Source organism: Streptomyces sp. NPDC024555 (assembly GCF_055559335.1).
In genome coordinates, this window is sequence record NZ_JBVHKV010000031.1 from 42,968 (window position 1) to 58,835 (window position 15,868).

A 15,868-nucleotide genomic window follows, 5' to 3' on the forward strand; every position below is an offset into this window, starting at 1 on the left:
AAAACGCCCCGGGAACGCACGGACCCCCGCCGCCCTCCCCTCGGGGGAGGCGCGACGGGGGCCGGGGCCGGACCGTGCGCTCAGATCGCGTAGTCGTACTGCTCGGGGGCGCGGCCCCGGACGTTCAGTCCGGCGGCCGCGTGCCAGGCCCAGGACGGGTTGCGCAGCAGTTCGCGGCCGAGGAGGACGGCGTCGGCGCGGCCCTCGGTGAGGATCTTCTCGGCCTGCTGGGGGTCGGTGATGAGACCGACGGCGGCGACCGGGAGCGAGGTCTCGCGCTTCACGCGCTCGGCGAAGGGCACCTGGTAGCCGGGGCCGCTCGCGATGCGGGCACGGGGCGCGTTGCCCCCGGTCGAGACGTCGAGCAGATCGACGCCGTGGGCGCGCAGTTCCTCCGCGAAGCGCACGGTCTCATCGGCGGTCCAGCCCTCGCGCGCGTCGTCGGCGTTCTCGCTGAGCCAGTCCGTGGCGGAGATGCGGAAGAAGACCGGCAGGTCGTCCGGCCACACCTCGCGCACGGCGTCCACGACCTGGAGCGCGAAGCGGGTGCGGTTCTCGTAGCTGCCGCCGTAGGCGTCGGTGCGGTGGTTGCTGTGCGGCGAGAGGAACTGGCCGACGAGGTAGCCGTGGGCGCCGTGCACCTCGACGACCTGGAAGCCCGCGGCGAGCGCGCGGCGCGCGGCCTCGCGGAAGTCGTCCACGACCCGCCGGATCTCCTCGACGGTCAGCTCGTGCGGGACGTGGTGACCCTCGTCGAAGGGCAGCGGACTCGGGGCGACCGGTGTCCAGCCGTGGGCCTCGGGGCCGACCGGGGCGCCGCCCGCCCAGGGCACGTCCACGGACGCCTTGCGACCGGCGTGCCCGAGCTGGATGCCGACGACGGCACCCTGGGCCTTGACGAAGTCGGTGATCCGGCGGAACGCGGCGGCCTGGGTGTCGTTCCAGAGACCGAGGTCGTTCGGGCTGATCCGCCCCTCGGGGCTGACCGCCGTCGCCTCGGCGAGGATCAGGCCGGTGCCGCCGGTGGCGCGGGCGGCGAGGTGGGTGAAGTGCCAGTCGGTCGGGACGCCCGCGTCGGGGCCCTCGGGCGCGGCGCTGTACTGGCACATGGGTGCCATCCACACCCGGTTGGGCACGACGAGCGACCGCAGGGTGAACGGCTCGAACAGGGCACTCACGACAGACTCCGCATCGACGGGCCGGAAAGGATCGCTAGTACGATACATCCCGTACTACGACGCCCGTCAAATTACGAAGCCTCTCGTACTAAGCGGCAGGCGCGACGGCCCGCCGCGGCCCCGGCCCCGTTCCGCGGCTTTCCTCAGGTCAGCGGGTACGAGGTGCGCCCCGAGGCCTCGTCGATCTCGTCATGGGCCTTGGTCAGCAGCTTCATCGCCAGCTCGTTGAGGGCGCGGGCGCCCGCGATCTCCTCGCCCACCCGGGGCTGACGGGCGTCGGCGGGGTGCCGGCTGGCGTAGCCGTGGGCCCGCACCTCGGTCCCGTCCGACAGCCTGACGAGCGCGGCCGCACGGGTGCGCTGGGTGTCCTCCTCGAATTCGAGCTCGATGTGCCATCCGACAGCCGTCTGGGTCATGGCGCTCACCTCCGGGAGCTACCTCTCCAGAGTGCGCCCCCTCCCCCGGCGTCGCACGGCGGCCCGGGGTCAGGCGGGCTCCGGTCCCCTGCGGCGCAGGGTGATCAGGGCGTCGGCGTCGTACGACTGGTTCCAGCCGCGGCCCGCGCCGGATCTCCAGCCGATGTGGACGGTGGCCCCGTCGGCCCGGACGGACTCCACCGTCATCACGCGCTCACCGTCGCGCACATCGCCCCGGCGCAGCCCGTCCGCGCGGACGGTGACCGGGTCGGCCGTGCGCGCGGACGCCGCCTCGTCGGCCGCGGCGCCGAGCGCGGCGGCCAGCTCCCGGGCCCGGTCCGGTGAGCAGACGAGCGAGAACGCCCCGGACGGCGTCACGGCCCGGATCCGCACCTCGGTGCCGATGGGGGTGATCTCCAGGTCCCCGGCCACCGCGTCGTGGTCGTTCCCGCTCGTCATCGCTCTGTTCTCCTCCGCGCCCGGTCCCCCGGGCTTCAGCGCAGCCGGAGGCTCTCCGGCGGGCCCAGATGGCTGGGCTTGAGGCCGCCGGTGTCGATCACCAGGTTCTGCAGCACCACCGTCGGATCGACCATCCAGAATTTCAGCACATGCGCGCCGGCCTCGCCGATGTGGTGCACGGTGCTGGTGATGTTGACGTTGTCGGAGGTGTTGCGGGCCCACTGCGGGTTCATCGTGCCGTCGTCGGCCCCGGTGGTCCGCGTGACGTTCACCGACCGCGGGGCGTCGTCGTCGAAGGAGACGGCGTAGGTCAGCCCGTCGGTCGGCAGCGGGTTGTTGCGGGGCGAGAGGTACGCGTGGACGGTGACCGGCCCGGTGGTGAACAGGGTGACCCGGTACTCCAGCCTCGGTCCCCGGCCGCCGGGCACCTGGCGGGCGGCGGTGACCGGGAAGGGTTCCATGCCCGCGCCGGTCCGGCCGATGCCGGGGATGCGCCGCCAGGTGATGCCCCGGCCGCCGACGGCCCGGGTGACGTGGTCGGCCTCGACGGAGACGTAGCCGTTGGCCTCCACGAAGCCCTCCGGCCGCGCTCCGGGGAGGGCCGGCCGGTCGACGACCGCCGTGACGACGACCTCGCGGCCGTCCGGCCCGGTCACCGTGACCGGGACCTCGGTGGTCCCCTTCGGGGCGCGGTCCCAGTCGACGCGCAGGGTGATCCGGTCCTGGTCGGTGACCCGGCCCCGGACCCGGTCCACCCACAGCCAGGGGGCTCCGGTGCGCACCCGGTAGTCGAACGGGGCCCGGCCCCGGTTGAACACCTCGATGTACTGGGCGGGCTGGCTCTGGTACGGGCTGAAGACCGGCAGCACGGGACGGCCCGGCCCCTTCGGCCACCAGTGCGCGGAGCCGTCGACGGCCACGCCCATCTCGGCGGCGGCGGGCAGGTCGATGCGCCGGACCGCGGGGAAGAGCACGTCCTTGAGTGCGACGTTGTCGATCTCGGGCTGCTGCCAGGGGGCGTTGGGCCCGTAGCGGGCGACATCGCCGTAGTCGATGTGCGGCTGGGTCTGGAAGCCCTTCCATTTGCCGCCCGCGACACGGGTGTTGAAGCGGTCGGCCAGGGCCAGGTCGTCGGCGAGCCGGGCCTCGGCGGCGGCCGCGAGGGCGTTCGTGCGGTTCCTGCCCTGCGCCGCGTAGTGCAGGTTGGTGAACTCGGCCTCGCGCAGCGCGTACAGATTGGCGGTGGCCGCCACCTCGTAGCCGACCAGTTCGTACCAGGCGTCCTGGGCGGAGGCCGGCAGGCTCCGCCCGACGCGTTCGGCCTCGGCGCCGAGGAGCCGCCACTCCTCGGTGACGCGCTCCAGTTCGCGGTAGTCGACGAGGCTGAACGGGCTCGCCTCGTCGTCGTACACGACCGCGGAGGAGTCCTGGGCGGGGTCCTTGGCCGGGTCCAGGGTGATTTTCCGGTTGAGCAGTTCGGGCTTGCGCCGCGACTGGAGCCGGGCGTACGTGTTCAGTACGGCGGCGATCTCGGCGGCCCTCCTCTCGCCGAAGTTCTGCCGGGCGTAGCCCTGCTCCCACTCCGGCAGCCGGTCCAGGGGCCAGCGGCCGGGGTTCCAGGCGTAGTCCAGGAAGAACTGGGTGGGCAGTTCGTTGCCCTTGAGGTCACCGACGTTGGTGACCCACAGACCGCGGTTGCCGTAGGCGGCGCACTGGTGGAGCTGGTCCCAGAGGTTGGGCAGGGAGGCGGTGTCGACCCACTTGTAGTTGCGTCCGACGCCCACGTAGTCGAAGTGGTAGTAGAGCCCGTAGCCGCCCGCGCGGGCGGCCTCGCGGGGGTCGGGCAGCTTGCGGATGTTGGCCCAGTTGTCGTCGGTGAGGACGACCGTGACGTCGTCCGGGACCCGCAGTCCCCGGTCCCAGTAGCGCTGGACCTCCTTGTAGAGCGTCCAGACCTGGGGGATCGTGGTGATGTCCCGGCCGGACACCTCGGCGAGGATCTGCCGCTGGGTGGCGATGATCTCGGTCATCAGCTCGATGCCGTCGCCGTCGGGGAGGCTGACGTCGCCGTTGCCGCGCATGCCGAGGGTGACGACGCCCTCGAAGTCCTCGTCGCGCATCCGCCGGATGCCCTCGGCCCAGTAGGCCTTGATCGCCTCGGCGTTGCGGCGGAAGGACCATTCGCCGGTGCCGCCGTAGGGGTCGTGGCCGGGGGTGGTGACATTGCCGTCGCCGTCCCGTACGGCGGCGACGGCGTGCCGGTTCCACTCCTCGATGCCGCGCATCATCGGGGCCTCGTGCGAGGTGCCCATGACGACGCCGTACGCCTTGGCGGTGGCGTGGTTGAGCGGGTCGTCCTCGGCGAAGGCGCGTCCCCAGACCGCCGGCCAGAGGTAGTTGGCCTTCAGGCGCAGCATCACCTCGAAGACCTTGGCGTAGAAGCCTGCGTTGAAGCCGCCCTCGAAGCCGGGGGCCTTGCCGGGGCCGAAGTAGCCGGGGGCCCAGGTGCCCAGGGCCGGGTTCTCGTCGTTGATGAAGAAGCCGCGGTACTTCACGGCGGGGGTGCCCTGGGTGTGCCGGCCGGGCCGTACGTGGACGCGGTCCCGGTGTTCGGGTTTCACGTCGTCCCACCAGTACCAGGGCGAGACGCCGATGCCGCGCGAGACGTCGTACGCGCCGAAGATCGTGCCGCGCTGGTCGCTGCCCACGATCACGAAGGCCCGGTCCACGCCGGGCATCGGCCGCTCGACGACGGTCTGGAGGCTGGTCTCCCAGGCGCCCCGCAGACCGGTGACGTCGAGTACGCCCCGGGCGACCAGGTCGTCGATCAGGGGGCTGCGGCCCAGGGTGCCGATGACGGTGATCTCGCGGGCCCCGGCCACCGGGGCGTGCGACAGGGCGGGGCGGATGCCGGTGACGCGTTCGATGTCGTCGCGCAGATCGCCCGCGACCCGGACCACACCGGGCCAGTCGCGGTCGCTGACCAGGAGCGGTGCGGCGCGCCCGCTCCCGGCCAGCGGGAAGGTGCCCTTCCCGGGGGTGAAGGTGATGTACGCGCCCGGGTCGGTCGGCTCCGCGGCCGGTCCGTGCCCGGCGGCCGAGGCCTCTGCGGTGAGCCCGGCGAGGGAGCCGAGCGGGGTGGCGGCCAGGGCGGTGAGTCCCAGTCCGAGGCCGAGCGCCGCTCTGCGGCTGGTGGTGCGCGGGACGCTGTCGTCGTTCATGCGAATGCCTCCCTCACTTCCGGCCGGCGGCGAGCTTCAGGTCCTCGGTGAGGGCCTGGTAGGCGGGCTTGGGCCCGTAGTTCTCGTCGAGGAGGTTGGCGGCGCCCTCGCCCTCGAAGGTGCCGGGGACCCAGGAGTAGCGGTCGGTGAAGCCCCACACGGTGAAGTCGGTGCAGTGCCGGGTGAGCAGGCAGCCGCGCAGCAGCACGTCGTACCCCTCGGCCTGGGCCTCCTGGTCCGTGCTGTCCACGGGCATCGGGACCCGGACGTCGGCCTCGGTGATCGCGGTCTCCAGGCCGAGGTCGTCGAACCGCTTCATGTTGGCGGCGATGTCGTGCGGGGCGTTGTACTGGACGGAGAGATGGCCCTGGATGCCGACGCCGTCGACGGGGACGCCCTGGGCGCGCAGCTCGGTGACCAGGTCGTAGAGGGCGGTGCTCTTGGCGTTGACGCCCTCGATGTTGTAGTCGTTGATGTACAGCTCGGCCTTGGGGTCGGCCCGGTGGGCCCAGCGGAAGGCGTCCGCGATGTAGCCGGGTCCGAGGGCGCGCAGCCAGATGCTGTCGCGCAGGGTGCCGTCGTCGTTGAAGGCCTCGTTGACGACGTCCCACTGCCAGATCCGGCCCTTGAAGTGGCTCGCCTGATCGGTGATGTGCTTGCGCAGCAGGGCGCGGAGTTCGTCGGCGGTGAAGTCGCCCTCGGTGAGCCAGCCGGGCAGCTGGTTGTGCCAGAGCAGGGTGTGGCCGCGCACCAGCTGGCCGTTGCTCCGGGCGAAGTCGACGAGCGCGTCGGCGGCGCTCCAGTCGTAGGTGCCGCGCCGGGGCTCCACGACCTCCCACTTCATGACGTTCTCGGGGGTGACGGAGGTGAACTCGCCCGCCGCACGGGCCCGGTAGGGGGCGTCGGAGGCCAGGGCGTCCATGTCCACGGCGGTGCCGATGCGCAGTCCGGCCCGCTGGCCGAGGCCTCCGAGGGTGTCGGCGGCGGGCGGCTTCGGCCTGCCCCGGGCGGCGGTGTGCTCGGGCGCGGCCGAGGCGTTGAGCGTGAAGGAGGAGACGAGCAGGGCCGCGGCGGCGGTGCCGACCAGACCCGCGCGAATTGTCTTGCGCATGACAGATCCCTTTCGCTGGACACGCCGTCCCGGACCCTGGGTACCGGGATCGACGCACGTTCGATGAAGGTGTTCCGAAAGTTTCGTGGACCTCCCCGCATCCGGCGGAGGGGCCGGCGGGGGGGGGAGGTCCACGAAGGGGTGGTGCGCGGGGGCCGGCACGCGACCGGTCAGGGTGCGGCGGGCTCCACGACGGGGGCCGGCTCGACCGAGACCCCGCAGACCAGCCGGCGCCGGTGGTCGACGACCCGTTCCGGGCCGGTCAGCCGCAGCCGTACGGTCCGGCGGACCGCCGCCGCGTCGCTGGAGGGAGCGAACCTCAGCTCCAGCTCCCCCGGTTCGACGACCTTGCGACCGCCGGTCCCGGTGAAGGACGCCAGGTCCGCGTGGAAGCGGAAGCGGACCCGGGCGGCGGCGCCCGCGGCGAGCGGGACCCGGGCGTAGCCGATCAGCCGCGCCTGCGGGCGGGTGGTCTGCGCGACCGGGTCGTGGAGGTAGAGCTGCACCACCTCGGCCCCCTCGCGGTCCCCGGAGTTGCGGACCGTGATCTCCACGTCGGCGGAGCCGTCGGTGGGCAGTTCGGCCGGTTCCGGATCGCCGCCCTCCCAGTCGAAGGCGGTGTACGACAGACCGTGCCCGAAGGGGTAGAGCGGCGTCGGGTCGAGACTGCTGACCCCGCTCGCCAGCCCGAGCGGCGGCTGCAGATACGTCCACGGCTGGCCCCCGGCACCGCGCGGCACGCCCACCGGCAGCCGGCCCGAGGGGTTGACCCGGCCGGACAGCACCCCGGCCAGCGCCGGACCGCCCTCCTCGCCGGGGAAGAAGGCCTGGACGACGGCGGCGGCCCGGTCCGCCCACGGCCCGAGCCCGTAGGGGCGGCCGGTCAGCATCACCAGCACCACGGGTGTGCCGGTGGCCAGCAGGGCGTCGAGCAGTGCGCCCTGCACGCCGGGCAGCGCGAGGTCGGCCGCGTCGCAGCCCTCGCCGGAGGTGCCCCGGCCGAAGAGGCCCGCCCGGTCGCCGAGCACGGCGACGCAGACGTCGGCGTCCCCGGCGAGCCGGACCGCCTCCGCGAAACCGGAGGTGTCGGTGCCGTCCACCGCGCAGCCCGCGGCGAAGCCGACGCCCGTGTCCGGGAACTCCGCGCGGACTGCCTCCAGCACGGTCGGGACGTCGATCCCCATCGTGCTCTCCGGGTGCGAGACGCCGACGTGGCTGGGGAAGGAGTAGCAGCCGAGCATGGCCAGCGCGTCGTCCGCGCGCGGCCCGACGACGGCGATCCGTCCGGGGGCGCGCAGCGGCAGCGTGCCGCCGGGGTTGGCGAGCAGCACACAGGCCTGTTCGGCGAGTTCGCGGGCGAGCGCCCGGTTCTCCGGCGGGTCCAGGTCGACCCGCTCGCGGGCCTGCCCGGGGTCGGTGTCCTTCAGGGCGGCGGGCAGCGGCGACCAGTCGGGGTCCAGCAGACCCAGCTCGCACTTCTGGAGCAGGACGCGGCGCAGCGCCCGGTCGACCAGTTCCTCGTCGACGGCGCCCTCGCGGACGGCGGCGACCAGGACGTCGCCGTAGCTGCGGACCGTGGGCAGTTCGACGTCCACGCCCGCGGTCAGGGCGAGCCGGGCGGCGTCGGCGCGGTCGGCGGCGACCTTGTGCAGGGTCTCCAGGAAGCCGATGCCGAAGTAGTCCGCGACGACGGTCCCGGTGAAGCCCCAGGTGTCCCGGAGCAGTCCGGTCAGCAGCTCCGGGTCGGCGGCGGCGGGCACCCCGTCGATCTCCGCGTACGAGTGCATGACCGAGCGCGCCCCGCCCTCCAGCAGCGCCATCTCGAAGGGCGGCAGGATCACGTCCGCCATCTCCCGGGCCCCGGCGCGGACCGGCGAGAGGTTGCGGGCGCCGGCGGAGGCCGCGTATCCGGCGAAGTGCTTGAGCGTGGCGACGATGCCGGCGGACTCCAGTCCGCGGACGTAGGCGGTGCCGAGGGTGGCGACCAGATAGGGGTCCTCGCCGATGGTCTCCTCGACCCGGCCCCAGCGCAGGTCGCGGACGACGTCCAGGACGGGGGCGAGGCCCTGGTGGATGCCGACGGCGCGCATGTCCGCGCCGATCCGGCGGGCCATCTCGGCGACCAGCTCCGGGTTCCAGGCGGCGCCCCACGACAGGGGCACGGGGTAGGCGGTGGCGCCCCAGGCGGTGAAACCGGCCAGGCACTCCTCGTGGGCGAGCGCCGGGATGCCGAAGCGGCCGGCTCCGGCGATGCGGCTCTGGGCGCGGGCCAGGGCGAGGGCGCCGAGGCCGGGGTCGACGGGGGCGGTGCCGAAGGGGCGGGTGAGCTGGCCGAGGCCCCGGGTGGTCAGTGCGTCCCAGTCGACGGGGTCGACCATGTCGTTCTGGTGGGGGGCGACCCCGTCGCCGTCGGCGTCGGCGCCCACCCAGATGCCGTACAGCTGGGCGGCCTTCTCCTCCAGGGTCATCCGGGGGATCAGATCGGCCACCCGCTCCTCGGGGGTGCGGGAGGGGTCGCGCCACGGGCCGTCGACGGACGGGTCCGGTGTGGAGCGGGCATGCGGGACAGCGGGGATTGCCATGGGGGCAGGGGTTCCTCTCATGAGTGCGGTGGTGCGGGGCGGCGTGGATCTCTACTTGCCGCCCACCCCCATCAGTCCGTTGACCAGCGCCTTGCGCGCCACGAGGTACACGGCGAAGATCGGCACGACCGAGAGCACGATCGCGGCCAGCACGGCGGGGATGTTCACCCCGAACTGGGACATGAAGTTGAACAGGCCGAGGGTCAGGACCCGGTTCTCCTCCGACTGCGTCAGGATCAGCGGGAACAGGAAGCCGTTCCACGCCTGGAGCGCCGTGTAGATGGCCACGGTGCTGATGCCGCCCTTGGACATCGGGACCGCCAGCTGCCACAGCATCCGCAGCGGCGACGCGCCGTCCAGTGCCATGGCCTCGTACATCTCCTCGGAGACGTCGCGCATGGTGCCGCTGAGGATCAGGACGGCGACCGGCATCGCGAAGGCGGCGGTCGGCAGGATGATCGCCGGCAGGCTGTCGTACAGGCCCAGTTTGGTGATGAGCAGGTAGAGCGGCACGATCACGGCCTGCGCCGGAATGGCGACACCGAGCAGGAAGGTGCGGAAGGCGAGCCCGGAGAGCCGGCTGCGGGTCCGTACCGCGACATAGGCCACGGGGACCGCGAGCACCAGCACGATCGCGACGGTGGACACGGCGACGATCGCCGTGTTGACGAGCATCGAGGAGAAGCCGCTGTCCAGCACCGTGCGGTAGTTGTCGAGCGTCGGGTCGGTCGGCACGGCCAGCGGATCGCCGTTCAGCGCCTGGTCCTGGTGCATCAGGGAGGCGGAGACCAGCGTGTAGAGCGGTACGGCCACGATCACGAGCCAGACCAGGGAGCCGAGGCCGGCCAGCGGGTTGCCCCAGCGGCGGCGGCGCGCGGCGGTCGCGGCCCGGCCGCGGGTCACGGGCGACGCGAGTCGCGGCGCGGGGCGGGTGTCGGTCGACATCTCGTCACATACCTTCCCGGGTGGACCGCATGTTCCCGAAGCCGCTGAAGCGGACCAGGATCAGCGACAGGGCGGTGGCCACCACGACCAGGGCGGTGGCGATCGCCGCGGCGTAGCCGAGGTCGTAGGTCTGGAAACCGGTCCGGTACATCAGGTACGGCAGCACGGTGGTGTCCGTGCCGGGCCCGCCCTTGGTCATGATCAGCACGGTGTCGAAGTAGGTCAGCGAGCCGACGATCATCAGGACCGAGGAGGTCGTGATGGTGTGGCGCAGCTGCGGCAGCGTGATGTGGAAGAACTGCCGGAGCATGCCGGCGCCGTCGATCTCCGCCGCCTGGTACAGCACCTGGGGGATCTGCCGGGTTCCGCCCTGGTAGATCAGGGTGTGGAACGGCATGAACTGCCAGCCGCCGACGAAGGCCACGGTGAGCAGCGCCCCGTGGGACGAGCCCATGATGTTCGGGTCGACGCCGATCCACGGTCCGATCGTGTTGATCACACCGAAGTTGGGGTCGAGCAGCGCGTGGAAGAGCATCGCGATGGCCGTGGTGGACAGCAGCAGCGGGATGAAGAAGACCGCGGAGAGCACGGCCCGGCTGCGCTCCCTGCCCGCCGCCCAGACGCCGAGCAGCAGGGCCACCGGGGTCTGGAAGGCCCAGCTGATCGTGGTGAGCAGCAGGCTGAGCCAGGCGGCCTGGCGGAACTCCGGGTCCTTGAACAGCCGGGTCCAGTTGTCCGCGCCGGTCAGGGTCGGGGAGTTCAGCCCGTCCCAGTGGCAGAAGGAGAGATAGGCGGCGATCGCCAGCGGGACGATCGCGAAGAGGGCGAAGAAGAGGATGCCGGGCAGGGCCCAGGCGACCGAAGGGCGGCCGACGCTGCCGGCGGCCGCCCTTCCTCCTCCGCGCACCTTCCTGTACGTGGAGAGCTGGGACATCGTTACTTGACGGCCTTCATCGCGGCGACGAACTGCTCGGGCGTGGACTTGCCGGCGAACAGCTTGCTGATCTCGGTGAGCAGCGGGGTGGCGATCTTCGACACCAGGGCCTGGTCCCAGGAGAGTGTGAAGTCGGGCGCCTTCTGGACCATCGTGTACTGGTCGTTGGCGAACTGCGGGTTCGGCGAGGAGCTGAGCATCGACGCGGCGTTGGACGTGGTGGGGACGTCCCCGTTGTCGACGAGCGCCTTGCTGTAGGACTCGGCGGCCATGGCCTTCAGGAAGGCGATGGCGGCGTCCTTGTGCTTGGTGCGGGCGTTGACGGACCAGTAGTTGGTGGGGTTGCCGACCACGTTCGCCGGGTTGCCGACGCCTCCGGCCACCGTCGGGAAGGCGGTCCAGCCGAGGTCCTTCTCGGCGAACTTGGGTGCCTTGCCCAACTGCGTCGAGTACTCCCACGAACCCATCAGGTGCATGGCGGCCTTGCCCTTGTTGAGCAGGGTGGGGGCACCGCCGTTGCCGTAGTCGACGGAGTTGAAGTTCTTGCCGAAGGCGCCGTCGTCGACGAGCTGCTTGACCGTCTGCGCCGTCTTGAGCACGGCCGGGTCGCCCCACGCCGAGCTGTCGCCGTTCTGGATCCTGCGGAAGACGTCGGGGCCGCCGATCCGGTCGAGGAGGTACTCCATCCACATCAGCTCGGGCCACTTGTCGGAGCCGCCGAGGGCGAACGGCGTGATGCCCTTGGCCTTGAAGGCGGTGATGGCCTTCTGCAGGTCCTCCCAGGTCTTGGGGACCTGGACGTTGTTCTGGGCGAAGAGGGTCTTGTTGTAGAAGAGCATCACGGGCTGCATGCCGCGCATCGGGATGCCGTAGGTCTTCCCGTCGAGGCCGCCGGCGGCGACGATGGACGGGAGGAATCCGTTCTTGAGCGTGGCGTCGTTCTTGATCGTGGACGTGAGGTCGACCAGCTGGTTCGCGTCGACGTACGGCTTGATGGAGCCGCCGCCCCAGTTGAAGAAGATGTCGGGCGCGCTCGGGGAGCCCATGGCGCTGCGGAGCTTGTTGACGTACTCGGTGCCAGGGACGGAGACGAGCTTGACCTTGACGTCGGAGGTCTTGTTGAACTCCTTCACCGCCGCCTGCTGAACCTTGACGGCGTCGTCGCCGTAGACGTACGCGGTGAGGGTGCCTCCGCCCCCGCCGTCGGAGCCGCAGCCCGCGAGCAGTCCGGCCATGACCATGGCGGCACCGGCCGCGGTCCATCTCGCCGTACGTGAACCATGAGTGAAAATGCCCGACCGCATGACCGCACCTCTGTCGAATGTTTCGGTACCACTTCCGAATGTTGCCGGAACCGTACGGTCGCGTTTCGGGCGCGTCAAGAGGGTGGGAGCAGGCAATTGACCGGACCGCACCGGGACGTTGCCCCGGCGCCGAGGGAAGCTACGATCCCTTCATGAGCCCCGCAAACGTCCAGTCACATCAGGAGAACGCGCCGGCCGGCGATGCGTCGGAAGGCACTGCCACCCTGGCGGAAATCGCCCGAGCGGCCGGAGTCTCGGCTCCGACAGTTTCGAAGGTGCTGAACGGGCGCGCGGATGTCGCCCCGAGCACACGCACCAAGGTGGAGGAGCTGCTCCTGCGCCACGGCTACCGCCGCAGACGCGGCTCCGCCACCCAGTCGCAACTGATCGACCTGGTCTTCCACGAGCTGGACAGCGCGTGGGCCATGGAGGTCGTGCGCGGGGTGGAGAACGTCGCGCGCGAGGAGGGCCTGAGCCTGGTGCTCTCGGAGAGCGCCGGCCGGCTCACACCCGGCCAGACCTGGGTGGACGGGGTGCTGGCCCGCCGCCCCGTCGGGGTGATCCTGGTCCTCTCGGACCTCACGGCCGCCCAGCGCGCCCAGCTGACCAGCCGCTCCATCCCGTACGCGGTGGTGGACCCGGCCGGCGACCCGGGCGACGACGTCCCCTCGGTCGGGACGACGAACTGGCAGGGCGGGCTCGCCGCCACCCGCCATCTCACCGGTCTGGGCCACCGCCGCATCGGCGTGATCAGCGGGCCCTCGCGCATGATGTGCAGCCGTGCCCGGGTGGACGGCTACCGCGCGGCGATGGAGACCGCGGGACTGCCGATCGACCCCGAGCTGTTCCGCGAGGGCGAGTTCCAGCACGAGGCGGGCTACACCGCGGGGCTGGAACTGCTGCGGCTGCCCGACCGGCCGACGGCGGTCTTCGCGGGCAACGACCTCCAGGCGCTCGGGGTGTACGAGGCCGCCCGCGAGCTGGGACTGCGCATCCCCGAGGACCTGAGCGTCGTCGGCTTCGACGACCTCCCGCTCACCCGCTGGATCGGCCCGCCGCTCACCACGGTGCGCCAGCCGCTGATCGAGATGGCCGAGACGGCGGCCCGTCTGGTCCTCGACCTGGGCCGGGGCAGGCAGCCGGCGACGACCCGCGTCGACCTGGCCACCAATCTGGTGACCCGCAGCAGCACGGCCGCCCCCGGGAGCCGGTCGTGAGCGCGTCGAAGTCCCCGGTCCTGCGGACCGGCCGCCTGCTCCTGGAGCCGTACGTCCCCGCCGACGAGGAGGATTTCGTCGCGCTGTTCCAGGATCCCCGGGTGGGCCGCCGGCTGGGCGACGGCCGGTCCACGGAGGCCGAGGACCGGGCCCTCTTCGCCCGCGTCTTCTCCAAGGTCTACGCGCTCGACCTGTTCGGCGTCTGGATCGTGCGCCACGAGGGGCGCGCCGTCGGCCACGCGGAGATCAAACCGTCCCCCGAGCCGGAGGTGGACGGCCACGAGATCGTCTACGCCCTGACGCCCTCGGTCTGGGGCAAGGGGCTGGGCACGGAGATCGCCGAGGCCCTGGTCGCCCACGGTTTCTCCGCGCTGGGCCTGTCCGAGGTCCACGCCACGGTGGCCGCGGACAACGCGGCCTCCCTCGCCCTGCTGGAGCGCATCGGCTTCCGGCACGTGGACGACCTCACCGAGGACGACGGATCCACGACGCGGCTGCTCACCCGCACCGCCGGGGCCCCGCGCTCCTGAGAGCGGCGCCCGTGCGGCCGCGGCCGGGCGGGCGAGGGGCGCGGACCGAGGAAGGCGCGGTGTCCGGTGCCGTCCTGCGGGGCGCTGTCAGTGCCGGGGTGCAGACTGGCCCGTATCCGGCACAACGGCGTTTCGGGAGGTTCGGTCATGACAAGTGTTCTGCTCGCCGTCGGCACCCGCAAGGGGCTCTTCATCGGCCGCAGGCGCGGTGGGACGTGGGAGTTCGACGGTCCGCACTTCAACGCCCAGGCGATCTACTCGATCGGCATCGACACCCGCGGGGACGTCCCCCGGCTGCTGGTGGGCGGCGACAGCGCGCACTGGGGCCCGTCCGTGTTCCACTCCGACGACCTGGGCGCGAGCTGGGTCGAGCCGCAGAAACCGGCCGTGAAGTTCCCGGAGTTCACCGGGACCTCCCTGGAGCGGGTCTGGCAGCTGCATCCGGCGGGCCCGGAGGCGCCCGACGTGGTGTACGCGGGCACGGAGCCGGCCGCGCTGTTCCGGTCCGCGGACCGGGGCGAGTCCTTCGAGCTGGTGCGGCCGCTCTGGGAGCATCCGACGCGTGACCGGTGGGTGCCCGGCGGGGGCGGCGAGGGTCTGCACACGGTCCTGACGGACGAGCGGGACCCGCGCGCGGTGACGGTCGCCGTCTCGACGGCCGGGGTGTTCCGGACCGCCGACGGCGGTGAGAGCTGGGAGCCCGCCAACAAGGGGGTCTCGGCGGTGTTCCTGCCCGATCCGGACCCCGAGTTCGGCCAGTGCGTGCACAAGGTCAGCCGGGACGCGGTCGACCCCGACCGGCTCTATCTCCAGAACCACTGGGGGGTGTTCCGCAGCGACGACGCCGGGAGCCACTGGACGGACATCGGCGCGGGACTGCCCTCCGACTTCGGCTTCGCCGTGGCCGCGCACCCCCACCGGGCGAACACGGCGTACCTCTTCCCGATCAACGCCGACGCCGACCGGGTCCCGGCCGAGCACCGCTGCCGGGTCTTCCGGACCACCGACGCCGGTGAGCACTGGGAGCCGCTGTCGAACGGCCTGCCCGAGGGCGCCCACTACGGCACGGTGCTGCGCGACGCCCTCTGCACGGACGACGCGGATCCGGCCGGGATCTACTTCGGCAACCGCAACGGCGAGGTGTACGCGAGCGCGGACGACGGGGACACCTGGCAGCAGCTCGCCTCGCATCTGCCCGATGTGCTGTGCGTCCGGGCGGCGGCCGTGGACGGCTGAGCCGTCGGCCGGCCCGGGACCCTGCCCCGGGCCGGCCGACGGGACCCGCGGATCAAGGCAGGCGCCAGTCCACCGGCTGCGCGCCCTGCCGCTCCAGCAGTTCGTTGGCCCGGCTGAAGGGACGCGACCCGAAGAAGCCCCGGTCCGCCGACATCGGCGAGGGGTGGGCCGACTCGATCGCCGGGTAGTCGCCCAGCGAGGACCGCAGACTCTGGGCGTCGCGGCCCCAGAGGATGGAGACCAGCGGGGTCCCGCGCGCGACCAGCGCGCGGATGGCCTGCTCGGTGACCGCCTCCCAGCCCTTCCCCCGGTGGGCGCCCGGCTTGCGGGGAGCGGTCGTCAGCGCCCTGTTCAGCAGCAGCACGCCCTGGCGCGTCCACGGCGTCAGATCGCCGTTGGACGGACGGGGCAGCCCGAGGTCGGTGTGGAGTTCGCGGTAGATGTTCTCCAGGCTGCCCGGCAGCTGACGGACCTCCGGGGCGACCGCGAAGCTCAGTCCGATCGCCATGCCCGGTGTGGGGTAGGGGTCCTGACCGACGATCAGCACGCGTACGTCGTCGAACGGCTGCTGGAAGGCGCGCAGGACGTTGGCTCCGGAGGGCAGGTAGGTGCGGCCCGCCGCGACCTCCGCGCGCAGGAAATTGCCCATCTCGGCGACGCGTCCCGCCACGGGCTCCAGCGCCTTGGCCCAGCCGGGCTCCACCACTTCGTTCAAAGGTCGTGCTGTCACGGTGA

The 15,868-nt window shown here is 72.2% G+C and carries 13 protein-coding genes; 3 read left to right on the forward strand and 10 right to left on the reverse strand.

All coding sequences use genetic code 11. From position 1 onward, the window contains the following. Window positions 1–80: 80 nt before the first annotated feature. From ACZ4FH_RS34990 to ACZ4FH_RS35030, 9 genes are all read right to left on the reverse strand, one after another. Window positions 81–1,178, reverse strand: coding sequence for an NADH:flavin oxidoreductase/NADH oxidase (locus ACZ4FH_RS34990; protein ID WP_467309897.1), 1,098 nt, complete (start codon window positions 1,176–1,178; stop codon window positions 81–83). 143 nt (window positions 1,179–1,321) lie between these two features. After that, complete coding sequence (locus tag ACZ4FH_RS34995; RefSeq protein ID WP_383636940.1) at window positions 1,322–1,594, reverse strand: DUF1876 domain-containing protein; 273 nt, start codon at window positions 1,592–1,594, stop codon at window positions 1,322–1,324. Between the two features lie 69 nt (window positions 1,595–1,663). Then, on the reverse strand, window positions 1,664–2,053 hold the full coding sequence (locus ACZ4FH_RS35000; protein ID WP_467309900.1) for a hypothetical protein: 390 nt from the start codon (window positions 2,051–2,053) through the stop codon (window positions 1,664–1,666). A gap of 35 nt (window positions 2,054–2,088) precedes the next feature. After that, window positions 2,089–5,274 (reverse strand): glycosyl hydrolase 115 family protein, encoded by a 3,186-nt coding sequence (locus ACZ4FH_RS35005; RefSeq protein ID WP_467309902.1) that lies wholly within the window; start codon window positions 5,272–5,274, stop codon window positions 2,089–2,091. Between the two features lie 13 nt (window positions 5,275–5,287). Then, window positions 5,288–6,385 (reverse strand): endo-1,4-beta-xylanase, encoded by a 1,098-nt coding sequence (locus ACZ4FH_RS35010; protein WP_467309904.1) that lies wholly within the window; start codon window positions 6,383–6,385, stop codon window positions 5,288–5,290. 170 nt (window positions 6,386–6,555) lie between these two features. Next, window positions 6,556–8,967, reverse strand: coding sequence for a beta-xylosidase/alpha-l-arabinosidase (locus tag ACZ4FH_RS35015; RefSeq protein WP_467309906.1), 2,412 nt, complete (start codon window positions 8,965–8,967; stop codon window positions 6,556–6,558). A 51-nt stretch (window positions 8,968–9,018) separates the two neighbouring features. Further along, window positions 9,019–9,912 carry a carbohydrate ABC transporter permease gene (locus tag ACZ4FH_RS35020; protein WP_467309908.1) on the reverse strand — a complete coding sequence of 298 codons (894 nt, stop codon included), beginning with the start codon at window positions 9,910–9,912 and terminating at the stop codon, window positions 9,019–9,021. 4 nt (window positions 9,913–9,916) lie between these two features. Beyond that, window positions 9,917–10,846: a carbohydrate ABC transporter permease gene (locus tag ACZ4FH_RS35025; RefSeq protein ID WP_467309910.1), complete on the reverse strand. Its 930-nt coding sequence runs from the start codon at window positions 10,844–10,846 to the stop codon at window positions 9,917–9,919. Between the two features lie 2 nt (window positions 10,847–10,848). Next, window positions 10,849–12,087 carry an extracellular solute-binding protein gene (locus ACZ4FH_RS35030; RefSeq protein ID WP_467309941.1) on the reverse strand — a complete coding sequence of 413 codons (1,239 nt, stop codon included), beginning with the start codon at window positions 12,085–12,087 and terminating at the stop codon, window positions 10,849–10,851. 215 nt (window positions 12,088–12,302) lie between these two features. Between ACZ4FH_RS35030 and ACZ4FH_RS35035 the strand changes: the two genes are divergently transcribed. The 3 genes from ACZ4FH_RS35035 to ACZ4FH_RS35045 all read left to right on the forward strand — a co-directional run bounded on the left by ACZ4FH_RS35035 (window position 12,303) and on the right by ACZ4FH_RS35045 (window position 15,133). Continuing rightward, window positions 12,303–13,367 carry a LacI family DNA-binding transcriptional regulator gene (locus tag ACZ4FH_RS35035; RefSeq protein ID WP_467309912.1) on the forward strand — a complete coding sequence of 355 codons (1,065 nt, stop codon included), beginning with the start codon at window positions 12,303–12,305 and terminating at the stop codon, window positions 13,365–13,367. Then, window positions 13,364–13,897 (forward strand): GNAT family N-acetyltransferase, encoded by a 534-nt coding sequence (locus tag ACZ4FH_RS35040; RefSeq protein WP_467309914.1) that lies wholly within the window; start codon window positions 13,364–13,366, stop codon window positions 13,895–13,897. The genes ACZ4FH_RS35035 and ACZ4FH_RS35040 overlap by 4 nt, the downstream gene beginning before the upstream one ends. A 147-nt stretch (window positions 13,898–14,044) precedes the next feature. Then, window positions 14,045–15,133 carry a WD40/YVTN/BNR-like repeat-containing protein gene (locus ACZ4FH_RS35045; protein WP_467309916.1) on the forward strand — a complete coding sequence of 363 codons (1,089 nt, stop codon included), beginning with the start codon at window positions 14,045–14,047 and terminating at the stop codon, window positions 15,131–15,133. A 52-nt stretch (window positions 15,134–15,185) separates the two neighbouring features. On the opposite strand, the gene ACZ4FH_RS35050 is transcribed toward ACZ4FH_RS35045, so the two are convergent. Further along, entirely contained in the window at window positions 15,186–15,863 is a 678-nt protein-coding gene (locus ACZ4FH_RS35050; RefSeq protein ID WP_467309918.1) for a uracil-DNA glycosylase, read from the reverse strand. Window positions 15,864–15,868 lie beyond the last annotated feature (5 nt).

What these genes read in the sequence shown, in the direction of transcription:
- ACZ4FH_RS35010 (WP_467309904.1), bottom strand. Translation starts at nt 6,385, where the DNA reads ATGCGCAAGACAATTCGCGCGGGTCTGGTCGGCACCGCCGCCGCGGCC.
- ACZ4FH_RS35015 (WP_467309906.1), bottom strand. Translation starts at nt 8,967, where the DNA reads ATGGCAATCCCCGCTGTCCCGCATGCCCGCTCCACACCGGACCCGTCC.
- ACZ4FH_RS35005 (WP_467309902.1), bottom strand. Translation starts at nt 5,274, where the DNA reads ATGAACGACGACAGCGTCCCGCGCACCACCAGCCGCAGAGCGGCGCTC.
- ACZ4FH_RS35035 (WP_467309912.1), top strand. Translation starts at nt 12,303, where the DNA reads ATGAGCCCCGCAAACGTCCAGTCACATCAGGAGAACGCGCCGGCCGGC.
- ACZ4FH_RS35020 (WP_467309908.1), bottom strand. Translation starts at nt 9,912, where the DNA reads ATGTCGACCGACACCCGCCCCGCGCCGCGACTCGCGTCGCCCGTGACC.
- ACZ4FH_RS35000 (WP_467309900.1), bottom strand. Translation starts at nt 2,053, where the DNA reads ATGACGAGCGGGAACGACCACGACGCGGTGGCCGGGGACCTGGAGATC.
- ACZ4FH_RS35045 (WP_467309916.1), top strand. Translation starts at nt 14,045, where the DNA reads ATGACAAGTGTTCTGCTCGCCGTCGGCACCCGCAAGGGGCTCTTCATC.
- ACZ4FH_RS35030 (WP_467309941.1), bottom strand. Translation starts at nt 12,087, where the DNA reads ATGGTCATGGCCGGACTGCTCGCGGGCTGCGGCTCCGACGGCGGGGGC.
- ACZ4FH_RS35025 (WP_467309910.1), bottom strand. Translation starts at nt 10,846, where the DNA reads ATGTCCCAGCTCTCCACGTACAGGAAGGTGCGCGGAGGAGGAAGGGCG.
- ACZ4FH_RS34995 (WP_383636940.1), bottom strand. Translation starts at nt 1,594, where the DNA reads ATGACCCAGACGGCTGTCGGATGGCACATCGAGCTCGAATTCGAGGAG.